We start from the raw sequence: 26,201 nt of genomic DNA on the forward strand, positions 1-26,201 counted from the left end.
CTTAAGCGTTAGCGGCGGCCGTCTTAACTGCTGCTTTGATTCTCAGGTAGGTGCCACAACGGCAGATGTTGCCGTTCATCGCTGCTTCGATTTCTTCATCGCTAGGGGTCGGGTTGCTGGCAAGCAGTGCCGAGGCCGTCATGATTTGTCCTGCCTGACAGTAGCCGCACTGTGGTACGTCGTGTTCCAGCCAGGCTTTTTGTACAGGATGGTCACCCTCTTCTGATAAACCCTCTATGGTGGTGATGGCCTTGTCGGCGACCGCAGATACGGGCATTTGACAGGAACGGATCGCCGTGCCATCGAGATGAATGGTGCAGGCACCGCACTGGGCAATGCCGCAGCCGAATTTAGTACCTACCAGGTTCAGGTGATCCCTCAGCACCCAAAGCATAGGGGTGGCGGGGTCAACATCTACCTGCTGCTTCTTTCCATTTACGCTTAAATTGAATACTGCCATGATTTTTAAGTTTTTTACAATATCGGGTTTTCTAGTTCTTTAAAGTTACGAAATCCAAACAATTGGTTACAAGCTTCAAACAATATAACATTTTGATAATCAGCTTTACTTCTGCGGATCCAACAACCCGGTCTTTCAAATTCCTGATCACTCAGAAGGAAGCGAATCGTAGTTTTTCGCAATTGCTTTCCGGAAGTAGCCTCCTACTTTTCAATTTCGTGCGTGTCTCTTACACTGCTAAATGTTAAATCCAGCAACTTCCAGTCGGTTCCTTGTTTCTGAAAGATTTCGGTTACCGTGAATTCAGTCGACACCTCGTTGGTTCGTACCACAGCGTCAAGCGTAATTCTGCTCCACACGATGGCTGTATTTCCAAAAACTTCTACGGCAACATCATGCACTTTGGCGTTCTTGTACCAGATGCTTCCCGTTTCAATGATCTCCAATTCCCTTGCTTTCTTCCAGCTTCCGCTCATGTGGACAAATTTTGCCCTGTCGTCGAAAAGCACGGCTAGTTTGGCTACGTTCTTGTCGGCCATCCACTGCCATTTCAACTGTGATAGCTCCTGGAGCTCTTTTTCAATTGCCCCATTTTGTGCCAGGGAAACTTGTGCCGTAAATAAGATGAAGGATAGGGCGATAATTGATTTTTTCATTATTTATTAGGGTGTCTTGATTAAGATGAACATTATTTTTTCTGGATATACAGCAGCCTGCTTTGCCACTAATTTCCAGCGCCTTGCCACTTTCACTACACTAATTAGACGATAAAAATCAAAGCAAATGAGGGAAATCAACGGGCGATACAAATCACTCACCGAGCCGACTATTTTTATCTACGAACTGAAAAGCGGCGGTTTAATAATGTGCCGTAACCTCTCACTTCAGCCATACACCAATCCATTAGCCAGCTTCAACTGGTATTTAAATAGAAAAGGCCATGGATAACTCCACGGCCTTTAATCATACTTCACTTAAACTACAATTTGAAATTTTCCAAATTGCATACTGCCAGGCAGTGCTTTTGGTGTTGTTAAGCCGCTTGGCTGGAAACTGTTCTTATTGAATCGGGCCGTCGTATCTATTTCCGCTACGCTAATAGACGATATAAAACACAAGTTGGTGAGAGGAAATCAATGAATGCCTCAAACCTCTCACCGGGATGGTCGTTTTCACCTACGACAGAAAAATATCGTTCGTGTTGCGCACAATGGTGGAGACTCAATCCTTTTGTCGTGCAAAAAATGCTTTCCGTAGATTGAATTTGTTACTTCGATGATAGTAGGTATTTCGAACGACTTAAAACCCTACATTTCGGGAATGAAAACTCGAGTATTGCCCCGTAGTGCTGTTTATGCGCTGCATATTCTTTTTTGGGTATGCTATGGAGCTATACTGTACGCTTCACTCAGCAACTGGGAACGCTCTCAGACTCAAATATGGATCACGGTTATTTCCGATGTTCTCACCTCCTCGGCCATAGTTTATATTAACTTCTTCTGGTTTTTGCCAAAGCTGTACCGAAAAGGGAAGTACACCCTCTACATCGTGGCGTCTGTTTCGCTGGTGGTGTCCCTGGTGTTTTTCAGGGTCAATGCCCTTCCGCTTAGTCACAAGTCTATTTCATACACTTACTTTATTCGCTCAGTACCTGCCATTGGATTTTACCTGCTCACTACGGTCATCTGGTTTTTTGACAACCTGATCTCGGCCAATAGAAGGGAAATTGAGCTTAGAAATAGTAAGCTGGATTCAGAACTAAAGTTTTTGAAGCTGCAGCTTAGTCCTCACTTTCTGTTCAATACCCTGAATAATATTTATTCGATGGCTTATTTCAGCGACAAGAATACTGCTCCGGCCATTCTGAAGCTGTCGGAAATGATGCGACACATGCTCTACGAGGATCAGGGGAAATTCATTCCGCTTTCCAGGGAGATCAAATTCATGGAGAATTTCATAGAGCTATGGCGTCTGAAGCTGGATGAAAAGCCAACCATTGTTTTTAAGCACAGTGGAGTGCAGGAAGGGCACCAGATTGCTCATTTGATCTTTCTTGTCTTCCTCGAAAATGCGTTTAAGCATGGAAATACGATGAACGGAACGATTCACGTCAATCTGGATATTAAGGAAGGGGAGGTGCTCCACTTTCATGTCAGAAACGATATGATTGCCGGGAACAAAACTATCGATGAAAAAAGTGGTGTAGGGCTGATCAATGTTAGAAAAAGGCTGGACTTGATTTACCCTGAAAAACATACGCTGACGTTGCGTGAGGAGCCTGCCTTGTTTACCGTGGATTTAACCATACACATGCGATGAAGTACCGATGCCTGATAGCTGACGATGAGCCACCAGCAAGGAAATTGCTGTCCGACTATGTGTCAAAGATTGGAAATCTTGAGCTCGCTGGTGTATGCAGCAATGGGGTGGAGGTAGTGGAGTTCCTGAGCGAAAACACAGTCGACATTTTGCTGCTCGACATTCGAATGCCATTGATGACTGGTATGGAAATTCTCAACGACCTTCCCGAAAGGCCATTGACGATTCTTGTGACCGCTTACGAGGAGTATGCCCTGAAGGGATATGAGCTGGACGTGATTGACTACCTGATGAAACCTGTGCCGTTTGAGCGATTCCAAAAAGCCATCGACAAGGCCATCGAATACCTCGCAGTTCAGGTGGCAGCCGATGACAACAGCGAAAAACCAGATTACTTCTTCATCAAAACCGATACCCGGATAGTAAAATTCATGTTTGCAGAGGTAAGCGCTATCGAGGCGCAAAGAGAGTATATCAAGATCATTGCCGGTTCCAGAAAGGTGATGTCGCTGGTGTCGCTCACGAGTATAGCCAACGTGTTACCACCCGACTTCGTGCGCATTCACCGGTCTTACATTATCAACATGAGGCATATCGACGAAGTGCAGTCGAACGAGGTGGTGATTGGCAAAGAGATATACCCCATTAGCCGCAACTACCGGGAAGTGTTTTTTGAAAAGCTCGGCGACAGGAAGCTGCTGTAGGAGACGCTTCATCAATGTATTTATAACACGATCTGAATCAATTTAAGAATAATGAAGGAAAACAAAAGACGTATGAAGCCAGGCGCAGCGCTTTGCTTGATCATTGCCTTTTCGGCGTTTGTTATTTCATGTGGCGACAAGAAGTCGGATGTTGATGGGTGGGGAGCCTACAAGGCTGACCCAAAAGGTACCAGCTACTCTTCGCTCGATCAAATCAACCTGACCAACGTGGCCAAATTAGAAAATACCTGGACTTTCCAAATGAGTGATTTGGCTCAGGGGGCCGACCCCGTGTCGAGCCAAAGTAACCCCATCATCATCAACGGTGTGATGTATGCCAATTCTGGAAAGCAGACCGTTTATGCCATCGATGCAGCGACGGGCAAAGAAATCTGGTCGTTTAAAAGCCTGGAGGAAGGTCAGCCAAGTGCTGCCAGCAGGGGTGTCACCTACTGGGAAAGCGGAGATGACAAAAGGATTTTGTATTCTGCTGGCAATTCATTGATAGCCATTGATGCCAAAACAGGAAAGATCATCCCTTCATTTGGCACCAATGGCAGGGTAAATCTCAATGAAGGGGTGCGAGACGACCCGGAAAAAATTTCGGTGACGCTCACCACCCCTGGGAGAATCTTCAACGATTTAATCATCATCGGTTCCAGGTTGCCCGACTTCTACGGGGCACCTCCTGGATACATCAGGGCCTATAATTGTAGAACTGGCGCTTTGGCATGGACCTTTCACACCATCCCTCTCCCTGGCGAGCCTGGCTACGAAACCTGGCCACCCGATGCTTACAAATATGCTGGTGGGGTGAACTGCTGGGCTGGCATGAGTATCGACATGGACAGAGGTATGGTGTTCCTGGCGTTGGGGTCGCCTTCTTATGACTATTATGGTGCCGACAGAAGGGGAGAAAACCTTTATGGTAATTGCGTGCTCGCCCTGGATGCAGCCACGGGTCAATACAAATGGCATTTTCAAACGGTGCACCACGATGTGTGGGACTACGACCTGGCCTCACCTCCTAATTTGGTGACTGTCAAACAAGATGGAAAGGACGTAGACGCTGTAGCTCAGGTGACTAAGCACGGCTTTGTTTTTGTGCTCAATCGTGACACGGGTGAGTCTTTGTTTCCGATTGAGGAACGCCCAGTGCCTGCTTCCAACCTGCCCGGAGAAGAAACATGGCCAACGCAGCCCTTCCCCCTAAAGCCAAAGCCGTTTGTACGGCAGTCGATGACTGAGGATGACTTGAACCATTATTCCGACGCCGACTACCAGGCCATTCTGGAAAAATTCAGATCAGTAAGGTACGAAGGCCTTTTTACGCCACCGGATTTGCGAGGTACATTATCGATACCCGCCACAAGAGGAGGTGCGAATTGGGGTGGAGCCGCTTTTGACCCCAACACCACCTACTTGTATATCCGGGGGAATAACCTGCCTGAAATTCAAACCATTGTTGATATGGACAAGCATTTTGCTACCCAAAACAATACGATTTTGGAAACTGGGCGGGTAACCTACATGCAACATTGTTCGACATGCCATGGCGAAGAAAGGAAAGGAATCCCACCCACATTCCCATCACTGGTGAACCTCAAAGACAGAATGGGTGAAAACGAGGCGCTCGGGAAAATTAGGGCGGGTAGCGGACAGATGCCAGGCTATAAAGGGGTAATTACGGAGGCCGAGGAAAGAGCGATCATGGCATTTTTGTATGACAAAATTGACCAAGGGTCATTAGCATTGGAGGAAAGCAGCGAAGTTACAAAACCGGTGAGATACGGCAATATTACGGCTTACAGAACATGGTCCGACCCGAGCGGGAGTCCGGCGATGAAGGGCCCATGGAATACGCTGAGCGCTTTGAATCTTTCTACAGGCGAATATGAGTGGCAAATCCCTGTGGGCAATGATGAAAAGTTACAGGAAGAAGGAGGGCCGATTACGGGACTCTTAGCCCGCTCAGGCCCTATGGTAACTGCGGGTGACCTGGTGTTCCTCAGCGGAGCGGATGACAAAAAGCTTTGGGCATTTGATAAGAAGACAGGTAAAATGGTTTGGGAAACCAGTCTGCCTGCCGCTAACAATGCCAATGTATGTTCTTACTCAGTAAACGGCAAACAGTATGTGGCACTGTCTGTAGGAGGTACAAAGGAAAACCCTTCAGGATCCATTATGACGTTTGCCTTGCCTTAAGTTTAATGGTTTAATTTCCCTAGTCAATTGATGACATAAAATCGGTAAATTGTAACATGCAGAACCAAAATGAAGTGAAAAGTAGACTCAATGGCTTGTGTGCAATTGTTTTGAGCGTGATCATGATAAGCGCTTTTTCGGAAGCTGCTGCCCAGAGCGATAAACAAATGGTGAGGCTGGCTAAGCTGGTCATCGACTCAGCCCAGCTCGATAGCTACAATGCCTTTTTGAAGGAAGAAATTGAAGCATCGGTTCGCTTAGAGCCTGGGGTGTTAACTCTATATGCCGTAGCTGAAAAGAACGACCCGGCACGTATCACTATTTTGGAAATTTATGCCGATTCCGCTGCCTATCAGGCCCATTTGAAAACACCCCATTTCATCAAGTACAAAAACGGTACGGCCAGCATGGTGAAGTCGCTTGAGCTGGTTGAGACTGTGCCCTTGGTGCCTCGAATGAAGATCAAGTAGAAGCGGCCATACTGTGGGGTAAATTTGTGCTGACTGTTTGGGCTCATCAATCTTTGGGCTTAGGAATAGCCGGAATAGTAGCAAAGAGAGGAGGTCGGTTGCCGGTTGCGCAACCTCCACCCGGTGTATTGCGCAACCTCGCCTACCTGGGTTGGGCAACCTCGCCCCCCGGCATTGCGCAACCCGCCCCCCCTGGGTTGGGCGACCCAGCCGCCAGCATTGGGCAATTGCCCCGCCGCACTTGCGCAACCGGGATGTCGCCCTCGCACGGCACTCCCAGTCGCTATTGAGCAATAGGAGTAGTAGAGGTTGGGCAAGGTAGGTGACCGCCAGGTTTTGGCAGCATCATACCCTATTCTGATTCAAGGGCAGCCCTCAGGTTCCGACTTTACTTGCCCATATGCCTTTCCCAAAATTGCACGGCCAAATTCAACCACCCTTCGGCATCGGTGCCCGTGCCCAGGCCAAAGCCATGTCCGGCAGTTTGATACCTTTTGTATTCCACTTCGGCACCGGAGTCTTTTAAGTTTTGAACTCTCTGCTCTACTGCATGGATACTGGCTATTCCGTCGTTGGCGGCTACAGTCATGAACGAAGGGACGAAGTCGCTTGAATAGGTAGAATGGCCGGTATAGGCAATCACCGCAGTCGCAGGTTTGGGCAGGTTGCTTCCTCCATACGCCGAAACGCCGTTCATGGCAATGTCGCCGGCCATGCGGGCGCCCGCCGAACCTCCCCACACTGAATAGTCCTTGATACCCACGTCAAGGCCGTCGGCATTTTTGAAAATGAAGTCAATGGCCGCTGCCAGGTCTTCGGTCGCTAGCCTCCCACTGCCAATTCGGTACCGGATCACGAAGGCATTGTATCCTTTCTTGCTTATTTCTTGTGCGAGGGGGAATCCCTCATGCAGCGAACCAACGTAGGAGAATCCTCCGCCAGGGCAGATAATGGCAAAGGGCGACCCTGGCTTGCCCCGAAAGAAAAATAGGCCAGTATTCTTTTTTTGGCCATCTTTCTCTTTTTGCTGCTCAGAGTAAAAGTTGTAGAAGATGCTGTGGCCATCGCTAACCTCATCAATCATGTGGTTCAGCGCATTGACGACATCAATCGGCTCCACGTGGCCATGATAAGGCATAAGGGAGCCAACCTGATTCAGGAGTGTGTTGTAGTAGCGTGAATTGTTGTCGTGCGGTAGCAACAGCTCACCAAAACCCTTAAATGCCGGGTGATTGACGATGTCGGCTATCTTGTTGTCTGTAGTAAGGTGATTGGTCATTTGATCAAGCTCTTTCGGACGTCGTGAGTCAGTAGCATGAGTGGCTTCTTGCTCTTGCCGCTTGTTAATGCAGCTAGCAAAGACTCCCAACAGTAGCAATACTGCTGTCGGGAGTCCTAACGACAGGGCAATCTTCTTTGCCTGCCGTCGATCGAAATGACCTGTTTCGCTTTTCACAATCATCTGCTTCCGGGTCTTTTGAAGTGGGTTTTGGGCACTTAGCGCTGCGTGTTTTGTTTTTCAAACTCTAAGTCTACATAAAAACACCAGAGCTTTAGCTGCTTGGTTTTTTCCAGTTTAAATACCACCACGAGCCTGTATTTTGGCCCTGTACTTGATCAGAGCCTTTTCAATCACATCCAGTCTCGCCTTCCGGGGATCGGGCTTGGCTATTGGTTTGCCGCTCAGTTCAATATCGAGAATTTCTTCTTTTTTAGTATCGTATAGGGGCCAAACTGGTAATCCCTTACCATTAGGATTGCCTGTTTTAGCAAAGTTCGCCCAATAACCGTTCATCATTTTCGCTAGCTCTATTTCCTCGGGCGTTGCCTCAGTTGCTCCCCAACGTGCATTGAGCGTATTGAATACAAAAGATACCTCAGAACCATGACCAGCACCGTAAGGCGCCCGCTCCTGCATGGAAGGAGGAACATACCCGAACTGATACATGTAGACCGGAGCCTTGTTGGCTACAAATATTCTTGCTGTCATTCTTGCTGGCTCACCCCACACCCAGTCGGTGTTAAACTTTGTGATAACCTCGGCGAATGCTTTGTTGCCATCAGGATCATAGGCAGCTTTTGCTTCACTCTCAAGCTCTCCGAACTCTGAAAAAAGTTCCTCCTTGGATGTGCTGGCATTCACAAATCCTCCACCTATTTCCGCACTGGTGTTCCCGATAATGAGTGGAATACCAGCTTGCCTGCCCGCCATGTAGGCGCTCTCGGCTGTTTCTACAACTAGTTTGCCATCAAGAATAGGCCCCGAATAGGTACGTGGGCCACCCTGACCGTCACTTTCCTGGCCGCTGTCGACAATTTCTTCTACGGTCAGCGCACGCAGTTTTGCCAGAGCAGTTGCGTCTGTGCCCTCAATACCATGCTTGCGGGCAAAGTTGATTCCTATTGTTTCGGCTGAAACAGGGTAGAGGGGGTCGGCATTGTCGTTGCTAATGGGTCTGCCCGTGAGTACGCCATCCCGTCCACCGCTGGATTCACCAATCGCTTTATGGAACAGCCCTTTAGCAGCAGGGATAGTCATAAGTGAGTGAACAGATACTCCACCAGCAGAAAAGCCAAAAATGGTGACATTATCAGGGTCTCCGCCGAATGCAGCAATGTTTTCCTGTATCCACCTGAGGGCAGCCAGCTGATCCATGTAGGCATAGCTGCCCTTGAACTCTTTGGGGTGCTCAACCGCCAGAGCTGGGTGGGCAAAATGGCCCAAACGTCCCAAACGGTAGTTGATCGTGATCAGCACAACCCCTTGCTTCGCAAATTCATTTCCAATGGTGCCGGCCCCTGAACCACTGCCACCCACAAAGGCTCCACCATGGATCCAAACCATCACCGGCAACTTTGCATTGGCCCCAGCGCTTGCAGGCTTCCATACATTGAGATAAAGGCAGTCTTCTGATGAGCCTGCTGTAATTGTTCCGGGAGCTCCGCCCCAGCCGGCTTGTGCACAGTCGGGGCCAAATTTGCTTGCGTCCCGCTCACCTTGCCATGGAGCAACAGGCTGCGGTGGGCGCCAACGAAGTTCTCCTACCGGTGGTGCGGCGAAAGGAATTCCCTTGAAACTGGAAACTTCACCCTCAGTGATGCCACGTAGGCTGCCCGAGGCAGTACGAACAGTGGGGGTTTGAGCAAGCAGAGAACCTGCCACCAGCAATAATGCAAAACATAGAGACAGCTTTTTCATAGTAGGATTACTTTGATTGATAAGTAGTTATATTTTACGTTGATGATATACCGCAGAGGCTCTGTTTTAGAGAGCGTATTAAATGTCAAGTTTCCTGCTTGCCAGCCATTTTACCATGGCAGGATCACGGTGGTCGAAGAAGGCACTTGTTCGGGTATCCAGTATTTTGATCGCCTCCATGTCTTCTCCACTTAGCACGAAGTCAAAAATGTTGAAGTTTTCCTCCATCCGTTCTCTACGGACTGATTTAGGAATAGCCACAACGCCCCTTTGGGTAAGCCACCTGAGTACCACCTGGGCAATAGTTTTGTTATGCTTTTTGCCAATAGAAGCCAGCAATTCATTTTTGAATAAATCATTTTTTCCTTCGGCAAATGGACCCCACGATTCGATCTGAACGTCGCTCTCCTTTAAAAACTGCTGGGTTTCGTTCTGCTGATGAAATGGATGCGTTTCGATCTGGTTCACGGTCGGGGCTACCTTGTTAAATGCCATCAGGTCTACCACTCTATCGGGGTGGAAGTTGCTGATGCCGATGGCACGAACTTTTCCTGCCTCATTAAGCTCCTCCATCGCCCGCCACGAACCATGCAGGTCGCCATAGGGCTGGTGGATCAGGTACAGATCGAGGTAGTCGAGCTGGAGCCTTTTTAGCGATTTCTCAAAGGCTTTTTTAGTGTTTTCATAGCCCGTGTCCTGTATCCAAAGCTTGGTAGTGATAAAGAGCTCTTCACGGGGGACCCCACTTTTTTTGATCGCTCTGCCCACAGCCTCTTCATTTTGGTAGGAAGCCGCCGTATCGATGAGCCGGTAACCCGTTTCAATGGCATCCGCCACACTTCTTTCGCATTCGTTTAAATCGGTGACCTGAAACACTCCGAAGCCCAGAATGGGCATTTCAACTCCGTTGTTTAGTCGTACTTTTTGCATATCCTTATTTAAGTACTTGTATTTTCTTCAACCATTTCTCTACCTCTACCCGCACCTGCTTTTCTTTTTCTCCTTCCATCACATAGTAGATACCGTCTCTTTCTATACCTCCTTTAGTTGACAATCCTTCTTTGATAGTACTATCAGGACAGAGCTCCTTGACTTTGTCGAAGCTGCTGCCCACGCCATACCCTGCATTGGTATTGAAAGGCACGACTGTTTTTCCGCTTAAGTCATACTGGGTCAAAAAGCTTTTCATAGGTGGTGGCAGTTGCATACCCCAGGTAGGGAAGCCGATAAACACCACCTCGTATTTTGAAACATCCACCTTCGTTTTTAACAGAGGCAGATAGCCGGATTCGTTTTCTTTCGCCACCTGGGCCACAATGGCCCGGTAGTCCTCCGGATAGGGCACTTCAAGCTCCAATTCCACCAACGCTCCACCCACTTTCTCGTAAATCATTTCGGCCACAGCTTTCGTGTTTTTTGTTCTGGTGAGGTATACGATCAGAATTTTCTCTGGATTTAAAGCAGCACCACCCACACCAGTGTGATCAGCTGTGGATTGGCCAGATGAGCAAGCTGAAACCAGAAAAAAAAGACCGAAAAGGGTGTGTTTGATAGAACAGGTAGCTTTCATTGTTAAGATGTGTCGGCTTACTGGCTATTCAACGGTCTCCCGGTGTCAGCAATTTGGTAAACGATAGAGAGCCTAATTTCCAGGAGTCTGTTTGCTTCACATACACCTCAGTCACCATAAATGGATTCGTTACTTCATTTCCGCCCACCACAGCCAATAGGGTGATCCTGTTGAGCAGGATGGCCGTATTGTCAATAATGTTTACAGAAACGTTGTGGATATCGGCTTGCTTGTACCAGATTCCACCACTTTTGATGATGTTGAGCTCTTGTTCGGTACCCCAGCTACCACCCATGTGCACAAAGGCGGCTTTTTCGTGGAACAGCGCCGTGAGCTTTCCGGCGTCTTTGTCGGCCATCCATTGCCATTTGTCTTTCGATAGGTCAATGACTTCCTGTTCGGCAGGTGTGTTTTGGGCGAAGGAGCATTGTGTACCTATTAGTAGTATTATCAATCCAAGAAATGTCTCTTTCATATTGTTGATGGGTAAGATTTTACGTTGCAGCCAATATACCTATGCCTCTCATTTTTCAATTTCATGCGTGTCCCGCACGCTGCTGAATGTCAGGTCGAGGAGCTTCCAGTCGCTTCCTTGTTTCTGAAAGATTTCGGTCACCGTAAATTCAGTCGACACCTCATTGGTTCGCACCACAGCATCAAGCGTAATTCTGCTCCATACGATGGCTGTATTTCCAAAAACCTCTACGGCAACGTCATGCACTTTGGCGTTCTTGTACCAGATGCTTCCCGTTTCAATGATTTCCAGCTCCCTTGCTTTCTTCCAGCTTCCGCTCATGTGGACAAATTTTGCTCTGTCGTCGAAAAGAACAGCTAGTTTGGCTACGTTTTTGTCTGCCATCCACTGCCATTTCAACTGTGATAGTTCCTTGAGTTCCTTTTCAGTTGCCGCATTTTGTGCCAGGGAAACTTGTGCCGTAAATAAGATGAAGAATAGAGCGATAATTAATTTTTTCATTTTAAAGATTGTTTAGTCATACCTTCTTGTGATTGTCGGCGAAGCCGACAGCAATGTGGATTCAGAGTTCAAAACGACTTTTCGCCCTGGGCTTGCGATACAAAGATGATTCTACGTTTTTGAGTTGTGCTTATACAGATTACTGTTTCACCTACCAAATTCAACGATTTGGCTTTTCGGATAAGGAACCGATGACGGAACACTGTACTTTTAACTGGAAATAAAAAATGTCATGGAAGAGATATCGAGATTTGAGACCATTAGCCAATACAATGCTTTCAACAACCACGAGACATTGCATCCGCTGGTGAGCGTGATAGATTTTTCAAAGGCTTCCCCCAGACGATTGAGAAGAACTTATTTTGGGTTCTACCTGGTGTTACTGAAAGATGTGGAATGTGGAGATATGCGTTACGGCAAAAACACCTACGATTATCAGGAAGGAACGCTGGTGTTCATAGGTCCTGGTCAGGTGTTTGGCAGCGATGCAGGTGACGAACTTTACCAACCGAAAGGCTACGGCGTTGTTTTTCACCCGGATTTGATCAGGGGAACCTCGTTGGGTCGCCATATTGACGAATATACCTTTTTTAGCTACCATGTGAATGAAGCACTGCACATTTCGGAGCGGGAGCGTCAATTGGTACTGGACAGCTTTTCGAAGGTGAAATACGAGTTGGAGCATGCCGTAGATAAGCACAGCAAAACGTTGATGGCTACCAACATCGAACTGCTCCTCAATTATTGCTCTCGATTCTACGACCGGCAGTTCATTACACGGGACAACGTTCACAAGGGGATTTTGGAAAGGTTTGAAAAGCTCCTCGGTGACTTCTTTTCGGCAGGTAAACCGGCAGAGCTGGGCTTGCCTTCGGTAGCGTACTGTGCCGATGAACTAAACCTGTCTCCCAACTATTTTGGCGACCTGATCAAGAAGGAGACCGGCAAATCGGCACACGAATTCATCCAGTTGAAATTGATCGACGTGGCCAAGGAGAAAATATTTGACCCCAACAAGTCGGTCAGCGAAATCGCTTACGAGCTGGGGTTTAAGTACCCGCAGCATTTTACCAGGGTGTTCAAGCAATGTGTGGGGGTATCTCCCCAGGAGTATCGAATGTCCGAAAATTGATTTTCTGTTAAGCAGGCAAATTTGAGAAGCCTGATGCCTGTATCAGTATAGTACAGGACGGATCGGGAGTATTCATAAAGTACATTGCGTTTGTTTGACACATACTTAGAGCTTGACTGACGATCTTAAACCTTCAATGCTAGAGAAATGACAATGAGCAACCACACCCTGAATAGAAGAAGCTTTGTTTCACGGCTGTCATTGGCCGCCGCCCTTGTAGCATATCCCGGGTATACCTTTTCGTCTCCGAACAGAAGGGATGAGTATGTAAAGGCAGATACTTCCTACGGAGCCATCAGAGGAATGAGGATTGAGGGAGTTAGTATTTTTAAAGGGATACCCTATGCTGGAAAGGTGTCAGGCCAGAGAAGATTCAAACGACCAGCACCCCTTGACCCATGGACAGGCGTAAGGGATGGGCTAGTGCTGGGGGCACCGGCTATTCAGGGACCGAGGCGAGGGGAGCCAGATCCGGCAGAAGACTGTTTGTTTCTTAATGTTTGGACGCCTGCCAACGACAATGCAAAGCGGCCCGTCATGTTTTATAGCCATGGTGGTGGCTTTGTGGTAGGTTCTGGAGGATCCGGAGGACAGGATGGCGCCAACCTTGCAAGAAACTTCGATGTGGTGGTGGTTGAAACCAACCATAGACTGGGCTTGTTTGGCTTCCTTTATCTCGACGAATTAGGGGGCAGTGACTATGCTGGATCGGGTAACATGGGTGTAGCCGACATTGCAGCAGGACTGAAGTGGGTGAATGAAAATATTTCCCAATTCGGTGGTGACCCTAACAACGTAATGATTTTTGGCGAGTCGGGGGGAGGTGCGAAAACCTCATGCCTGTATACAATGCCAGAGGCAGCTCCCTACTTCAACAAGGCTTCCATAGAAAGTGGGCCTGGTGTTCGGATGTTGTCTACTGATATGGCAGCCCAAACAACCGCATTGGTACTCAAAGAACTTAACCTTTCTTCAAAGGACTGGAGGAAGCTCGTCGACCTGCCCGCCGCCACGTTGCTTGAGGTGCAATCAAAGCTTCCGCCGGTACCGCCGTTTCAGGCCAAAACTAAAACAGGAGGAATTACTGAGCCAAGAGCTGGAGGATTTGGGCCGGTGGTCGATGGTGGTATCTTGCCCAACAACCCATTTGATCCAACGGCACCGGTGATTTCAAAAAACAAACCGTTGATGGTCGGCTGGAACGAAGACGAGTACAACTTCTTTGCCTGGCAAAACCGTGTAACTGACGTCTTTAGCATGGACTTTAATGCACTGGAAGTTAAAATGCAGCCTCAATTTGGCGACGATACAAAAGCAATTATTGATACCTACCGCAAGGCAGGACCCGATGCATCTGCTCCCGACATATTCGTGGCAGTTTCATCCATCGTTATGATGGGGCTTGGCTCGATCGAAATTGCTGAGAAGAAAGCAAAGGAGAATGGCGCACCGGTGTATTTGTACAACTTCGGGTACAAGTCGGACATGAAAATACCGGGCACTGACTATGAAATGGGTACACCGCACGCAATGGACATCTCATTCAAATTTAACAATGAAGTGCCACCTAAAGAAGGGGAGCAGCAAAGGATGGGCTTCGGAGGTTCTAAGCCCGATAGATTTATCGCCTCGCACAACATGGCTGAGCTATGGACCACTTTTGCCCGAACAGGGAAGCCAGGTGGGAAAGACTTGCCGCAGTGGCCTGCCTACAACCTGACAGACAGGGCTACCATGCGAATTGATGCAAAATGCGAAGTCATCAAAGATAGATTCAGCAGCGAACTGGCCATGTGGCGGTCTATTGGACGATTATAAGGAGCTACTCACACAAAGAGAGATTTCCTGGGATACCCTAAAACGATGAACAGTTCGGTTATATATCCTTATATAGTACTCGACGAACAGTCGGCCACTCCCAAATATCAGCAATTGGCCAACTCGATCATCGATGCTGTGCGGCAGGGCCATATCAAGAAGGACCAGGTGCTTCCTTCTTTGAGTGAGCTTAGTTTTGATTTTGAAATATCCAGGGATACTGCAGCAAGAGGCTATAAATACTTAAAAGAGCTAGGAGTATTGGGGTCAGTGCCCGGAAAAGGCTACTTTATATGCAATGATGATGTTAATCAGAGCCTGCGTGTATTCCTCCTTTTTAATAAGTTAAGCACACATAAGAAGATTATTTACGACTCCATTGCCACTTGTCTCAATCACCAAGCCGCCATTGATTTTTACATTTACGATAATGATTTTTCATTTTTTAAAAAGCTCGTTTCCTCCAAAAAAGACGGTTACACCCATTATGTGATCATACCACATTTTATTGAGGGAGGAGAAAACGCTCATGAAATCATCAACACAATAGATAAAGAGAAATTAATCCTTCTGGACAAGCTTCCGCCTAAAGTGACCGGCAAGTTCGGCGCTGTTTTTGAAAACTTCGAAAAGGACATTTTTGATGCGCTCAGTCAGTCACTCCCGCAACTTTCCAAGTACCGAACGCTTAAAATAATATTTCCCAGCTACTCCTATTTCCCACATGAGATACTAAAAGGATTCCGTAGTTTTTGCGACAAGTACGCCTTTGAGGGCAAGGTGGTCAATTGGATAGCTGACGAACCAATTTCCAGCAACGAGGCATATATCAATCTGATGGAAGACGATCTTGTCGTTCTCATTGAAAAGATCATCAACTCAAAACTTCAAGTAGGAAAAGATGTTGGCGTCATTTCTTACAATGAGACACCTCTTAAAAGGATTATCCTGAACGGTATCACCACCATTTCGACGGACTTCACCATGATGGGACAAAAAGCTGCGGAAATGATACTCACTAACCACAGAGAGCACTTTGAAGTTCCCTTCCATCTAACCATTAGAAGTTCTCTTTAGCCCGTTTAAAGTCTGTTTTTTTTGTATTGGCCCTCCCACTCTAAAAAAAGGCAATGATCGACACTGCTTTTGATGAAAAACGGATTACCGACTATCCTCTTTTTTTGTTCGTTCATCAAATTCAAAAGCGGTTTTTGGCCCGGGACAAAGTGACGGCCAGTTTGATAAACTGTAAATTTTCCTGTGCTATTTCTTCAATTCTTTCACTCTGTTTCAATTGGACTGCATTTTGAAGTGTGGAATTGCATTTTTTTAAGAACATAGTTCTAGTTCAGTACAGTTCAGTACAGTTCAATATGGTTCATCACAGCGCATGATAGGCCATGATGGTCCCTTTTGCAAACGTTTGCAAATTCGATTAAATAATTTTTTCACCCAATTAAATTGTTATGAAGAAAGCTTTTACCGAAAAAACTACAAGATCATGGCTGTCAACGATAATGTTGTTATTGCTATGTATCAATGGAGCTTTGGCTCAGAATTCGACTGTATCCGGCTTGGTTTCAGAGGCCAATGGTCAGGGGATTCCCGGAGTCAATGTAATCGTGAAGGGTACTTCACGGGGTACCACTACTGATGCCAACGGAGCGTACTCTCTGGCATTGGAAAATGCGAATGAAACATTAGTGTTTTCTTTTATTGGCTACGCTACACAGGAGGTTGTGGTTGGCGCCAGAAGTACAGTGGATGTAGTGCTTGAACTTGACCTGAAAACCCTTAACGAGGTGGTAGTAGTTGGCTATGGCTCCCAGATCGCTAGAGATGTTACAGGATCTGTGCAGCAGCTGGATGCGGAGAAATTTAAGGACATGCCAGTGTCACAGATTACTCAAAAAATGCAAGGTCAGGTCACGGGCGTCCAAATCAACCAAAACACAGGAAAGCCAGGCCAGGGGATGCAAGTTCGAATACGTGGACAGATTTCACTGGTGGCAGGAAGCGACCCTCTCTATGTAGTCGATGGCTTTCCGATTGTTGGTGATATCAGCAATATTAATCCTGATGAAGTGGAAAGTATTACGGTATTGAAAGATGCCGCATCGACGTCGTTGTACGGTTCAAGGGCTGCCAATGGTGTTGTTCTGGTGACAACAAAAAGAGCTAAAGATGGACAGACAAATGTTGGTTTTTCTAGCTATTATGGTTTTCAAGCTGTCCCTCAGAAAGGCAGGCCTGAGATGATGAACGGCCAGGAGTTTGCCCAGTTTAGGAAAGAATCGGCAGAGGATTTAGGACAAACTCCAGATCCCGCATTTCAAAACCCATCGCAATATGGCGAAGGGTATGATTGGTATGGTGGAATGCTGCGCACAGCACCGATTCAAAACCACAGCGTTTCCCTCAACTCAGGCAATGACAAGGCTTCTGCCTCCGCCGTTCTTGGCTACTTCAATCAAGATGGCGTTCTACAGAACTCTAACTATACACGCTATTCTTTGCGAGTTAATACAGACTTTAAGTTAAATGACAGGATAAAAGTAGGTTTTAATGCAGCTCCCTTGTACTCAAATGACAAAACGCCGAGTTCGGATGGGGCGTTCTATGCGTCAAATATAGGTGTTACTGCACCTGGAGGTCTGCTTAATAATGCCCTACTTACCTGGCCTATCCTTCCTTATAAGAACCCAGATGGATCTTTACCGATGACGGCATTTATTCCAGGAGTAAGTGCTTTTACTACACCCAACTGGTACAGATCGCTCAAAGAAATTACAAATGAGTCGACTACAACCCGGTTGATATCGAATGCATTTTTGGAGTTTGAAATTCTAAAAGGCCTTAACTTCAAGACAAGTGTAAACGCAGATATTGGAAATACTAGCTTTGCGAATTTCAAACCTACTACCGCCGCAGAGGCGTTGTTTGGCCCACCACTTCCTGCCATCTCAACGTCATTCAGCAACGAAACTCGTTACTATTCCTGGCTGAATGAAAACATTCTTACTTACAACACTGCCTTTGGTGATCATAAAATAGATCTATTAGGAGGTTTTACATCGCAAAAATACAGTAGAGATTTCTCGCAGTTGAGGATGACCGACCTGCCGGACAATCGCATTCAAACTGTTCAAACTGCCGCTAACATAGACAGGACACAAACTTTCGACGATGTGCAGGAATGGAGTTTACTATCTTATCTGGCACGTGCAAATTACAGCTATAAGGGTAAGTATCTTGTTTCTTTTGCTTTGCGACGGGACGGTTCTTCCAGATTTGGAGCAGACAACAAATGGGGTGCATTCCCGTCAGTTTCCGCAGGCTGGAATGTAACAGACGAGGATTTTATGAATACCATCCCGCAGATTTCTGCCCTAAAAATGAGAGTGAGCTATGGCACAGTTGGTAATAATAATATTGGTAACTACACACAATATGCAACTGTAAGCACCACTACAAATGCTATTTTCGGTTCAAATCTTGCTCCTGGTGCGAGTCTGACAACTTTAGGCAATAGCAACCTGGGATGGGAGACTACCAAAGCGTTTGATTTCGGCCTGGATGTTGGCTTGTTTGATAATAGAATCAACTTTGTGTACGACTTCTATAATAAGAATACAACCAACCTACTCTACAATGTAGCCATTCCTCAAGAATCGGGCTTTTCAACCTTTACCGGCAACATAGGTGAGCTAAAATTTTGGGGCCATGAGTTTACTGTAAGCACAAGAAATACGGTAGGAGCCGTAAAATGGAATACCAATTTCAATATTTCGTTTAACGACAACAAAGTAGTTGCCTTGTCAGACGGTGTGGATAGAATCTATGGTGGCCAGGGCGCATATGCTACTTTAACAGAGGTGGGTCAAAGAGTTGGTCAGTTCTGGGGCTTGGTGCAAGAAGGTGTGTATGTTAATCAACAGGACTATGATAGTTCTCCAAAGGCTGCGGCTTCTCAGGTTGGCACCGTGAAATTCCGCGACGTTAATGGTGATGGTGTGATCACCTATGGTGGAGACAACGACGACAGAACCTATATTGGTAACCCTTTTCCTACTACTGTGTTCGGAATCACGAATAACGTGACGTACAATAACTTCGACCTGACAGTGGTGCTTTCGGGTACACAAGGCAATAGTGTTGCTGTAATGACGGACCAGGGTACAACCAATCTTGATGGGGTATTCAATGTACTCAGAGAGGTAAAAGACAGATGGAGATCTGAGGACAACCCAGGAGCGGGTAAATATGGCAAAACAACCAGCGGCACAGCGAATGAGCGTGACTGGTTCCACTCACGATTCATTAGTGATGGCTCCAATATTACCATCAGAAACATAACATTAGGTTATACTGTCCCTGTTAAGTGGGCTTTCATTAGCAATGTGAGATTATATGCAAGTGGTCAGAACCTTCACCGTTTTACGAAGTACAGAGGTCCTAATCCAGAAGTAAGTGCCGCTCAGGGTGGAAGCCAGGCAGCAGTAAGCGCTCTTAATACAGGCTTCGACTGGGCTACCTTCCCAGTTCCGATGACTTACACATTTGGTCTAAACGCTACATTCAAATGATGGAATTGAGGATCATGTCAAACAAACAAAAGAGAACAACCATGAAAAATATAAATTATCTGATATTAACTGGATTTCTCATGCTCGGATTTAGTTCGTGCAGCGACTTCCTTGAATTGCCTTCCGAAACGAACTTGACTTCGGCTACATTCTTTCAGTCACAAAGTGATTTTGAGAAGGCGGTGAATGGCACCTATGCTCCTCTTCGAGGCTTATTTAACAGTGGAGGTAATGCAGCAACAGGTTCCTGGCTTATGGGTGAGATGCACTCTGACAATACCCGGTATAAATACAACCCGAATTTTCGAGCGACAATTGACCAGGAAAATGTGGCGGACTTTACAGTAATTCCTACTAATTCAGCGGTGTTAAATAAGTACCGTGGCTATTATTTGGTGATTGCCAGGGCCAACCAGGTACTAAGCAGTATAGACGGTGTAACATTTGATCCTGCAGCAAAGGACAACCTTAAAGGTCAGGCATTGTTTTTAAGGGCCTTGTCTTATTTTGACCTTGTTCAATATTTCGGTAAGCTTCCCTTGCATCTTGTTCCTTCAACATCTCTTGATGATGTTGCCCTTCCCCTTTCTGAGGTAGATGTTATTTACGACCAGATCATTGCCGATGCTACGGAGGCTGCTTCGTTGCTTCCCGGCAAAGCTGATCAGGAGCTCGGACGTGCTACATCGGGTGCTGCAAAAACCTTGCTGGGAAATGTGCATGTTGTGCTGAAGAATTGGAGTGCGGCAGAAACGATTCTCAAGGAAGTGGTTAACTCGGGTGAATACGCTCTTGTTGCTAACTATGGCGATGTGTTTTTGACATCCAACAAGAATAACTCTGAATCAGTTTTTGAAGTTCAATATCGACAAGGTCAGGACGGGTACTCAAGCAACTTCGTTTACTCATTCTTCCCCATGCCAATTACAGCGGGAGAGTTAACCGAAACCATGGCGAACTACGGCGTGGCACCTGCCGCTGTGAACGGGTTAGTACAACAGGGATACAACATACCATCCCCGGAGATCATCGCTGCTTATGAAGCCGACGATGAAAGAAAGGCTGCCTCCATTGGCACGGCAAAAGCAGGCGGTGTTGACTATCCATTTATTCTTAAGTACCTGCATCCCCACGCCACAGCAGGATTAACAGATGATAACTGGCCAATCTATCGTTATGCCGAAGTGCTGTTATTGCTGGCGGAGGCACTGGATGAGCAGGGAAAGTCTGCTGAAGCACTGCCTTTCCTGAACCAGGTGAGAGGCCGGGCTGGACTTAGCGATATAATCTCAACATCAGGCTTGCGTGATGCCATTTTTAACGAAAGAAGAGTTGAGCTAGCGTTTGAAAACAAAAGATGGTTAGACCTGGTGAGAACTGGAAGAGCAGTTGCCGTTATGACGGCGTTTGGTGCTAGTGTTAAGGCGAACCCGGAGAACTACTATTTTCCAGCTGGTCAAGCGCCTGTTCCTTCTGCTTTCACGTCAATTGACCTAACGTTTCCGCTACCTGCTGATGAAGCCTTGTTAAGTCCTAATTTCTAATCGTTTACGCTTGGACATTAGATATATACATGCGCCTAATAGCACAGTAAAACTATTTAAAAATGTAGTTTAAGTAGGTTAGAGGCTGCCGACAATGTAGGTGGCCTCTTTAATTTCCTTAGTAAAAAAAAGAAGGCGAAGTTTGGTGACTTTTTATTTCGGTCACATTGGAAAAACGGATAGTTTAGATTACAACCCAAACAATATCATGAGCAAGAAATTTCACATAGTAGTTGCCGTAATAATATGCGTACTTTCATCGACGTTGTCGGCCCGTCAGGTCAGGGAAGAACTGATGCAAAAACCCTGGAAAGCCCAATGGATTACTGGTCCGGGAGCTCCCCTCAACCGGTGGATGGTAAGGTCAGATCAAACTTTAAAGGAGTATGGCGTTTTTAAATTTAGGAAGCGCTTTACCCTGCCTCAGAAGCCCTCGTCATTCATCGTTCATGTTTCTGCCGACAACAGGTATAAACTGTACGTCAACGACAATTTGGTGTCGCAGGGCCCTGCAAGAGGCGACCTGTATTTCTGGAATTTTGAAACTGTTGACCTTGCCCCTTATTTGGCAGAAGGGGAAAACACAGTTGCTGCTGTGGTCTGGAATGATGGGCCAAATAAAGGTGAGGCCCAGATCACCTACCTGACAGCTTTCGTGCTTCAGGGGGATTCAGAATCTTCAGAAGTTATCAACACAGACAATAGCTGGAAGGCAATCAAAGACAATAGTTACCAACCGTTGCCGGTAAGGGTTCCTGGCTATTATGTGGCCGGGCCTTCTGAATTCGTCGACATGAATAAACATGTGAGCGGCTGGCGACAAAAAGATTTGGATGATTCAGCCTGGGGAAGTGCCAGAGCAATTGGCCCCAGTGTCACAAAAGATGCTGCAGTAAATGCCATGGGTTGGATGCTGGTACCGTCACCATTGCCACAGATGGCTATGACAGTTGAGCGACTCAAGTCAACCAGAATAGCCGAAGGAGTGCAGGTACCTAAAGGATTTCCAGCAACTCCTAACAAGGTAACTATACCCGCCAATTCAAAAGCCACTCTGTTGTTGGACCAGGGAGCTTTAACGAATGGATATCCGACGATAAAATTCAGCGGCGGCAAGAACGCCAGCTTTGCCATGGGGTATGCAGAAGCGCTTTACACGCCTATGGAAGGCGAACAGCGGGGGCCTTTCCCAAGGCTAAGCAAAGACAATAGAAATGAGGTTGAAGGTAAATTATTTATTGGGAAAACTGACAGTGTGGTTTCCAATGGCAAGGCTAATCAGGAGTATTCACCTCTATGGTGGCGGACTTACCGTTACATTAAGCTGAAGATTTATACAGGAAGCGAGCCATTGGTGATTGATGATATCTACGGCACATTCACTGGATACCCCTTTGTTAAGAATTCAAAACTTGATGTTGCAAATGCTGAAATGGGGCAAATGGTGGACATAGGCTGGCGAACTGCGCAGTTATGCGCCTTCGAGACGTATATGGACTGTCCTTACTATGAGCAGTTGCAATATATAGGCGATGCCAGAATTCAGGCGCTTGTGACAATGTACAATACAAATGACGATAGACTGGTAAAGCAGGCACTTACGCTGATGGATCATTCTCGGTTAGCAGAAGGCATAACACTGAGCCGATACCCGACTGATCTTGACCAGCAGATAACAACGTTTTCATTGTGGTGGGTGGCCATGATGCACGATTACTACCGATATGGCAAGGATCCCAGCTTCATCAAGGGACTTCTACCGGGTGCTCGTCAGGTAATGTCCTTTTTTGAAAGGTACCAAACAGCGGATGGATCCCTTAAAAACCTTCCTTATTGGTTGTTTACTGATTGGACAACCCACGATGGCTGGGATTTCGGTATGGCTCCCATCGGTAAAAATGGCGAATCAGCAGTGCTTGATATTCAGCTGGCTTGGGTGTATCAACAGGCAGCGGACCTAGAAGCAGCCTTGGGATTGAAAGACCTGTCGCAGCTTTATCTATCACGTGCTAAACAATTGAAGGAAACTATCCGGAAAAAGTATTGGGTGGCAGACAAAGGACTTTTCGCTGACACTGAAACAAAGGACCTTTTTTCTCAGCATGCTAATTCACTAGCCATTCTTGCAGGAGTGGTGGAAGGCGAGGAAGCAATCACCGTGGCAAAAGGTCTTATGTCAGATGCTTCGCTGGCCCCAGCTACCATTTATTTCAAATTCTATCTGCACCAGGCTTTAACCAAAGCCGGTTACGGAAACGATTATCTTTCATGGCTGGATAAATGGAGAGAAAATATCAATTTAGGGCTAACCACCTGGGCTGAAACGTCGGAGGTAGCCACCTCACGGTCCGACTGTCATGCGTGGGGATCAAGCCCCAACGTGGAGTTTTACCGGATCATCCTTGGCATTGATAGTGACGGCCCTGGTTTTTCCAAAGTGAGAATTGAACCTCACCTGGGTACGTTGACAGATATTAGTGGAGAGATGCCACATCCGAAAGGGAAACTCACAGTGGCTTATTCCATTAAGAAGGGTGCGTTAACTGCTGATATCAACCTCCCAGGAAACACGTCAGGCATATTCGTGTGGAAAGGGAAGGAACATGAGCTCAAAGGAGGAGCAAATAGCCTGAAGTTGTAAGCTGACTTCTAATTTGGCTTTTCACAGCGAAGTATCACGAGCAAAAAGGCGGCAGAGACCCCTCTGCCGCCTTTTCTTCGATATAGTCGGGGAAAGCGCTTCAAATCTTCCTGAATTTCAGCGGACTTGTTTGGGTATGCTTCTTGAAAAAATTGTTAAAGTGAGTGACTTCCTTGAAGCCGAGAGCGAAGGCGATTTCCGACACACTCCAGTTACTGTGGCGCAGCAGCACCATCGCTTCCTGTAGCAGCCGGTCGGCAATCACTTGTGAAGTGGTTTTCTGCGTGGTTTCTTTCACTGCCCTGTTCAGGTGATTGACATGCACGTTGAGCTGCTCGGCAAATTCGGAGGCAGTGCGCAGGCCAATGGCATGGTGTGAGTCGTCAATAGGGAACTGCCTCTCAAGCAGTTCGGTAAACAGCATCGAGATTCTGTTGGAGGCATTGAGTGGCTGCGCATCTATTTGCGAAGTGGGTTGAAGCTTTAATGCAAAGTGCAATAGCTCAAAAATAAGGTTGCGAATGGCGTCGTATTTATACTTGTAGTCTGAGTTGAACTCACTGCGGATTCGTTCAAACACACCATTTACCTGCTCAGCCTGCTCATCTGTTAGCTCAAAAATGTGGTCGCTGTTGGGTTGAAATACCTCATAATGTGCAAATTGACCAAACTGAGTAAAGAAGACAGGATTGAAAATGCAGTATACACCACCACCTATCCTATCGAGGTGCTCCCATTTGTAGGGAATTTTTGGATTGGAAAACGATAAAGCCTGTTTTTTCACCTCCACTACTTTGTCGGCGTAGTGTACACGACTGCCCCCTCTCACCAGCATGATCTTGTAAAAATCACGCCTGCGGTAGGGGATAGCCGTAGCTTTGCCTGCCACAAAAGGCTCCAGTTCAAACATATTGAAATGCCCAATGTCCTTCCGGATGTTTTCCGGCAGCCACTCAAACTTCCGTTTATAAAACTCTTCGAGGCTTTCAATGTTGTCCATTGTTCTTTCAATTACAAAATTCGAACATTTATTGGCAAGTGCAGATTGCCAATAAACTTAATCCTTTTCACTATACTCCTTACCAAACGAGTACACCAGGCTGATGTTCCAGATAAAATCTTTTCCAGCCAGCTCGGTGTCAATCGACTGGCTCATTATCGACTGAAGCGACAAGGGAAAACCCTTTAGTGCAAGGCTGAAGGTGGAGCTGGCGTAGTACCCACGGTTATCGTCCATTTGCAGGTAATAGAGCTGCGGACTGGCGCCGAACAAAAGTTTTGGCCCAAGCCTTACCTCTGAGAAACTGGCCTGAGTAGCAAAGAAATAGGTATTCTGGGTTCCCTCAGGCTGAAAACCGTGTGCCTGCAAATAGTATAGCCCCACAGTAACTTTTTTATTGATGGTATATCGTGGCACAATTTCGCCTGCGGCAAACTGTCGGCTGATCATAAGGGTAGTAGGCACGCCGTTTACCGGATAATCGTCAAACTGGAAGGTGAAAGCAGGATGTGCTCCCACATGCAGCTTGAATTTGTCTCCGGTAATTATTTTGTATCTCCACCAAAAGATGAAGGACCATGGCCTGCCTGTCATGGCAAACCTGAGCTGTGGCTCAAACGTCAGTCTTTTTTTTCCCACATTCATGTCAAATATCAATGCGGGCCTGCCCAGCGAAAATGCAGGAAGTAGCGAAATGCCGTTGTTAGTGGCGGTTACAGCACCGCTCAAATGGCCAGCCCGGTTTGTGCTGTCGGCCTCCTGTGCAAAGGTTATTCGACTTGCAATAACAAGGAGTAAGACAATGATGAGGGAGGCGAAAAACCGAAACTCAAAGTATTCGATCCGTGATTGTTTCCTGAGGTAGATAGAATGCATTGGTAGGATAGGTGTGTTGGTAATTGTCTGATGCAAAGGTACTTCAAACCAGAAACTTGGGATAATGTAAATCAAAGCAATAGTTACGAAAATCAAACAGCAGATGGTGAGTGATTCCCCGCCCCGATTCCTATCAGCACATTGTTAGCCAATGCTTCCTGGTAAGCTGATATACCTTGCAGAGGCTGGTGTCGAAGATCCGGTCTTCCACAAACTGAAAGCCGAGACGTTCATAAAAACGAATGGCATCGACATTGGTGGCCAGCGGGTCAATCAGAACGGCCGTTACCTCCGGATCATTGAAACAGCGGTTGATAGCCTGCCTCATCATTTCGGTGCCATAACCTTTTCCCAAATCGGTTTGCTCCCCAATCCAGATGTCAATGGCCCGAAGGTTGGGTGGCACATCGCCCCAATAGTGTGATTCTTCCTTCTCAGGATCGATGATTTGAACAAAGCCAATGGGCCTGCCATCCAGCTCGGCAATGAGTTGCTCCCGCCAGGGAGGCGTTTTCTTCAACTCGCTTTCCCATCCCCACTCATCGTCGGGGTCGGAAGCTATTACATGTGGTTGTTCATCCCAGTGAAGCAGGAGAGGGAGGTCTTGTATGGTGGCGATTCTGAGCTTTATATGGCCTCTTTCAGTCATTTTACAGTGATTTCTTTACTCTTGTGGACACCTATACTTTTGGTTCGGGAAC

Annotated in this window: 22 protein-coding genes; 11 read left to right on the forward strand and 11 right to left on the reverse strand. The window is 46.8% G+C overall.

The window, feature by feature from the left end; genetic code table 11:
* Nucleotide 1: 1 nt before the first annotated feature.
* Together RIF36_RS17485 and RIF36_RS17490 are read right to left on the reverse strand one after the other, a co-directional pair.
* A complete protein-coding gene (locus RIF36_RS17485; protein ID WP_350075492.1) occupies nucleotides 2-460 on the reverse strand; it encodes a (2Fe-2S)-binding protein in 459 nt (152 codons plus the stop codon).
* 203 nt (nucleotides 461-663) lie between these two features.
* Nucleotides 664-1,116: a nuclear transport factor 2 family protein gene (locus RIF36_RS17490; protein ID WP_350123232.1), complete on the reverse strand. Its 453-nt coding sequence runs from the start codon at nucleotides 1,114-1,116 to the stop codon at nucleotides 664-666.
* A gap of 127 nt (nucleotides 1,117-1,243) precedes the next feature.
* Here RIF36_RS17490 and RIF36_RS17495 point away from each other — a divergent pair, with 127 nt between their 5' ends.
* From RIF36_RS17495 to RIF36_RS17515, 5 genes are all read left to right on the forward strand, one after another.
* Nucleotides 1,244-1,408 carry a hypothetical protein gene (locus RIF36_RS17495; RefSeq protein WP_350075488.1) on the forward strand — a complete coding sequence of 55 codons (165 nt, stop codon included), beginning with the start codon at nucleotides 1,244-1,246 and terminating at the stop codon, nucleotides 1,406-1,408.
* 372 nt (nucleotides 1,409-1,780) lie between these two features.
* Complete coding sequence (locus RIF36_RS17500) at nucleotides 1,781-2,779, forward strand: sensor histidine kinase (protein WP_350123229.1); 999 nt, start codon at nucleotides 1,781-1,783, stop codon at nucleotides 2,777-2,779.
* Complete coding sequence (locus RIF36_RS17505) at nucleotides 2,776-3,483, forward strand: LytR/AlgR family response regulator transcription factor (RefSeq protein ID WP_350123226.1); 708 nt, start codon at nucleotides 2,776-2,778, stop codon at nucleotides 3,481-3,483. The genes RIF36_RS17500 and RIF36_RS17505 overlap by 4 nt, the downstream gene beginning before the upstream one ends.
* Before the next feature lie 51 nt (nucleotides 3,484-3,534).
* On the forward strand, nucleotides 3,535-5,688 hold the full coding sequence (locus tag RIF36_RS17510; RefSeq protein ID WP_350123223.1) for an outer membrane protein assembly factor BamB family protein: 2,154 nt from the start codon (nucleotides 3,535-3,537) through the stop codon (nucleotides 5,686-5,688).
* Nucleotides 5,689-5,744: 56 nt separating this feature from the next.
* Nucleotides 5,745-6,158, forward strand: a complete 414-nt coding sequence (locus RIF36_RS17515) for a putative quinol monooxygenase (protein ID WP_350149462.1) — start codon at nucleotides 5,745-5,747, stop codon at nucleotides 6,156-6,158.
* A 388-nt stretch (nucleotides 6,159-6,546) separates the two neighbouring features.
* Here RIF36_RS17515 and RIF36_RS17520 read toward each other — a convergent pair whose 3' ends face one another.
* The 6 genes from RIF36_RS17520 to RIF36_RS17545 form a co-directional block, all read right to left on the reverse strand.
* Nucleotides 6,547-7,620, reverse strand: a complete 1,074-nt coding sequence (locus RIF36_RS17520; RefSeq protein WP_350123217.1) for an alpha/beta hydrolase — start codon at nucleotides 7,618-7,620, stop codon at nucleotides 6,547-6,549.
* A 114-nt stretch (nucleotides 7,621-7,734) separates the two neighbouring features.
* Complete coding sequence (locus RIF36_RS17525; RefSeq protein WP_350123214.1) at nucleotides 7,735-9,357, reverse strand: carboxylesterase/lipase family protein; 1,623 nt, start codon at nucleotides 9,355-9,357, stop codon at nucleotides 7,735-7,737.
* Nucleotides 9,358-9,435: 78 nt separating this feature from the next.
* The gene (locus RIF36_RS17530) at nucleotides 9,436-10,287 is read right to left on the reverse strand and encodes an aldo/keto reductase (RefSeq protein WP_350123211.1); all 852 of its coding nucleotides are present in this window, start codon (nucleotides 10,285-10,287) and stop codon (nucleotides 9,436-9,438) included.
* A 4-nt stretch (nucleotides 10,288-10,291) separates the two neighbouring features.
* Entirely contained in the window at nucleotides 10,292-10,927 is a 636-nt protein-coding gene (locus RIF36_RS17535; RefSeq protein WP_350123209.1) for a flavodoxin, read from the reverse strand.
* Nucleotides 10,928-10,955: 28 nt separating this feature from the next.
* Nucleotides 10,956-11,402, reverse strand: coding sequence for a nuclear transport factor 2 family protein (locus RIF36_RS17540; RefSeq protein WP_350123206.1), 447 nt, complete (start codon nucleotides 11,400-11,402; stop codon nucleotides 10,956-10,958).
* 48 nt (nucleotides 11,403-11,450) lie between these two features.
* Nucleotides 11,451-11,903 carry a nuclear transport factor 2 family protein gene (locus RIF36_RS17545; RefSeq protein ID WP_350123203.1) on the reverse strand — a complete coding sequence of 151 codons (453 nt, stop codon included), beginning with the start codon at nucleotides 11,901-11,903 and terminating at the stop codon, nucleotides 11,451-11,453.
* A 232-nt stretch (nucleotides 11,904-12,135) separates the two neighbouring features.
* Here RIF36_RS17545 and RIF36_RS17550 point away from each other — a divergent pair, with 232 nt between their 5' ends.
* The 6 genes from RIF36_RS17550 to RIF36_RS17575 all read left to right on the forward strand — a co-directional run bounded on the left by RIF36_RS17550 (nucleotide 12,136) and on the right by RIF36_RS17575 (nucleotide 23,624).
* A complete protein-coding gene (locus RIF36_RS17550; protein WP_350123200.1) occupies nucleotides 12,136-13,035 on the forward strand; it encodes a helix-turn-helix domain-containing protein in 900 nt (299 codons plus the stop codon).
* A 153-nt stretch (nucleotides 13,036-13,188) separates the two neighbouring features.
* Nucleotides 13,189-14,853 carry a carboxylesterase/lipase family protein gene (locus tag RIF36_RS17555; RefSeq protein WP_350123197.1) on the forward strand — a complete coding sequence of 555 codons (1,665 nt, stop codon included), beginning with the start codon at nucleotides 13,189-13,191 and terminating at the stop codon, nucleotides 14,851-14,853.
* 45 nt (nucleotides 14,854-14,898) lie between these two features.
* Entirely contained in the window at nucleotides 14,899-15,930 is a 1,032-nt protein-coding gene (locus tag RIF36_RS17560) for a GntR family transcriptional regulator (RefSeq protein WP_350123194.1), read from the forward strand.
* Between the two features lie 389 nt (nucleotides 15,931-16,319).
* Nucleotides 16,320-19,439 (forward strand): SusC/RagA family TonB-linked outer membrane protein, encoded by a 3,120-nt coding sequence (locus tag RIF36_RS17565; RefSeq protein ID WP_350123191.1) that lies wholly within the window; start codon nucleotides 16,320-16,322, stop codon nucleotides 19,437-19,439.
* A gap of 41 nt (nucleotides 19,440-19,480) precedes the next feature.
* Complete coding sequence (locus RIF36_RS17570) at nucleotides 19,481-20,983, forward strand: RagB/SusD family nutrient uptake outer membrane protein (RefSeq protein ID WP_350123188.1); 1,503 nt, start codon at nucleotides 19,481-19,483, stop codon at nucleotides 20,981-20,983.
* A 208-nt stretch (nucleotides 20,984-21,191) separates the two neighbouring features.
* A complete protein-coding gene (locus tag RIF36_RS17575) occupies nucleotides 21,192-23,624 on the forward strand; it encodes an alpha-L-rhamnosidase-related protein (RefSeq protein ID WP_350123185.1) in 2,433 nt (810 codons plus the stop codon).
* Between the two features lie 100 nt (nucleotides 23,625-23,724).
* On the opposite strand, the gene RIF36_RS17580 is transcribed toward RIF36_RS17575, so the two are convergent.
* The 3 genes from RIF36_RS17580 to RIF36_RS17590 all read right to left on the reverse strand — a co-directional run bounded on the left by RIF36_RS17580 (nucleotide 23,725) and on the right by RIF36_RS17590 (nucleotide 26,149).
* Nucleotides 23,725-24,624, reverse strand: coding sequence for a helix-turn-helix domain-containing protein (locus RIF36_RS17580; protein ID WP_350123182.1), 900 nt, complete (start codon nucleotides 24,622-24,624; stop codon nucleotides 23,725-23,727).
* A gap of 57 nt (nucleotides 24,625-24,681) precedes the next feature.
* Complete coding sequence (locus tag RIF36_RS17585; RefSeq protein WP_350123179.1) at nucleotides 24,682-25,500, reverse strand: hypothetical protein; 819 nt, start codon at nucleotides 25,498-25,500, stop codon at nucleotides 24,682-24,684.
* A 133-nt stretch (nucleotides 25,501-25,633) separates the two neighbouring features.
* Nucleotides 25,634-26,149 (reverse strand): GNAT family N-acetyltransferase, encoded by a 516-nt coding sequence (locus RIF36_RS17590; protein ID WP_350123176.1) that lies wholly within the window; start codon nucleotides 26,147-26,149, stop codon nucleotides 25,634-25,636.
* Nucleotides 26,150-26,201: the final 52 nt, after the last annotated feature.

It is taken from the genome of Imperialibacter sp., assembly GCF_040222815.1.
Classification (GTDB): domain Bacteria; phylum Bacteroidota; class Bacteroidia; order Cytophagales; family Cyclobacteriaceae; genus Imperialibacter.

Excerpts from the sequence above, each read along its gene's own strand:
- RIF36_RS17485 (WP_350075492.1), bottom strand. The coding sequence starts at position 460 with ATGGCAGTATTCAATTTAAGCGTAAATGGAAAGAAGCAGCAGGTAGAT.
- RIF36_RS17490 (WP_350123232.1), bottom strand. The coding sequence starts at position 1,116 with ATGAAAAAATCAATTATCGCCCTATCCTTCATCTTATTTACGGCACAA.
- RIF36_RS17495 (WP_350075488.1), top strand. The coding sequence starts at position 1,244 with ATGAGGGAAATCAACGGGCGATACAAATCACTCACCGAGCCGACTATT.
- RIF36_RS17500 (WP_350123229.1), top strand. The coding sequence starts at position 1,781 with ATGAAAACTCGAGTATTGCCCCGTAGTGCTGTTTATGCGCTGCATATT.
- RIF36_RS17505 (WP_350123226.1), top strand. The coding sequence starts at position 2,776 with ATGAAGTACCGATGCCTGATAGCTGACGATGAGCCACCAGCAAGGAAA.
- RIF36_RS17510 (WP_350123223.1), top strand. The coding sequence starts at position 3,535 with ATGAAGGAAAACAAAAGACGTATGAAGCCAGGCGCAGCGCTTTGCTTG.
- RIF36_RS17515 (WP_350149462.1), top strand. The coding sequence starts at position 5,745 with ATGCAGAACCAAAATGAAGTGAAAAGTAGACTCAATGGCTTGTGTGCA.
- RIF36_RS17520 (WP_350123217.1), bottom strand. The coding sequence starts at position 7,620 with ATGATTGTGAAAAGCGAAACAGGTCATTTCGATCGACGGCAGGCAAAG.
- RIF36_RS17525 (WP_350123214.1), bottom strand. The coding sequence starts at position 9,357 with ATGAAAAAGCTGTCTCTATGTTTTGCATTATTGCTGGTGGCAGGTTCT.
- RIF36_RS17530 (WP_350123211.1), bottom strand. The coding sequence starts at position 10,287 with ATGCAAAAAGTACGACTAAACAACGGAGTTGAAATGCCCATTCTGGGC.
- RIF36_RS17535 (WP_350123209.1), bottom strand. The coding sequence starts at position 10,927 with ATGAAAGCTACCTGTTCTATCAAACACACCCTTTTCGGTCTTTTTTTT.
- RIF36_RS17540 (WP_350123206.1), bottom strand. The coding sequence starts at position 11,402 with ATGAAAGAGACATTTCTTGGATTGATAATACTACTAATAGGTACACAA.
- RIF36_RS17545 (WP_350123203.1), bottom strand. The coding sequence starts at position 11,903 with ATGAAAAAATTAATTATCGCTCTATTCTTCATCTTATTTACGGCACAA.
- RIF36_RS17550 (WP_350123200.1), top strand. The coding sequence starts at position 12,136 with ATGGAAGAGATATCGAGATTTGAGACCATTAGCCAATACAATGCTTTC.
- RIF36_RS17555 (WP_350123197.1), top strand. The coding sequence starts at position 13,189 with ATGAGCAACCACACCCTGAATAGAAGAAGCTTTGTTTCACGGCTGTCA.
- RIF36_RS17560 (WP_350123194.1), top strand. The coding sequence starts at position 14,899 with ATGAACAGTTCGGTTATATATCCTTATATAGTACTCGACGAACAGTCG.
- RIF36_RS17565 (WP_350123191.1), top strand. The coding sequence starts at position 16,320 with ATGAAGAAAGCTTTTACCGAAAAAACTACAAGATCATGGCTGTCAACG.
- RIF36_RS17570 (WP_350123188.1), top strand. The coding sequence starts at position 19,481 with ATGAAAAATATAAATTATCTGATATTAACTGGATTTCTCATGCTCGGA.
- RIF36_RS17575 (WP_350123185.1), top strand. The coding sequence starts at position 21,192 with ATGAGCAAGAAATTTCACATAGTAGTTGCCGTAATAATATGCGTACTT.
- RIF36_RS17580 (WP_350123182.1), bottom strand. The coding sequence starts at position 24,624 with ATGGACAACATTGAAAGCCTCGAAGAGTTTTATAAACGGAAGTTTGAG.
- RIF36_RS17585 (WP_350123179.1), bottom strand. The coding sequence starts at position 25,500 with ATGCATTCTATCTACCTCAGGAAACAATCACGGATCGAATACTTTGAG.
- RIF36_RS17590 (WP_350123176.1), bottom strand. The coding sequence starts at position 26,149 with ATGACTGAAAGAGGCCATATAAAGCTCAGAATCGCCACCATACAAGAC.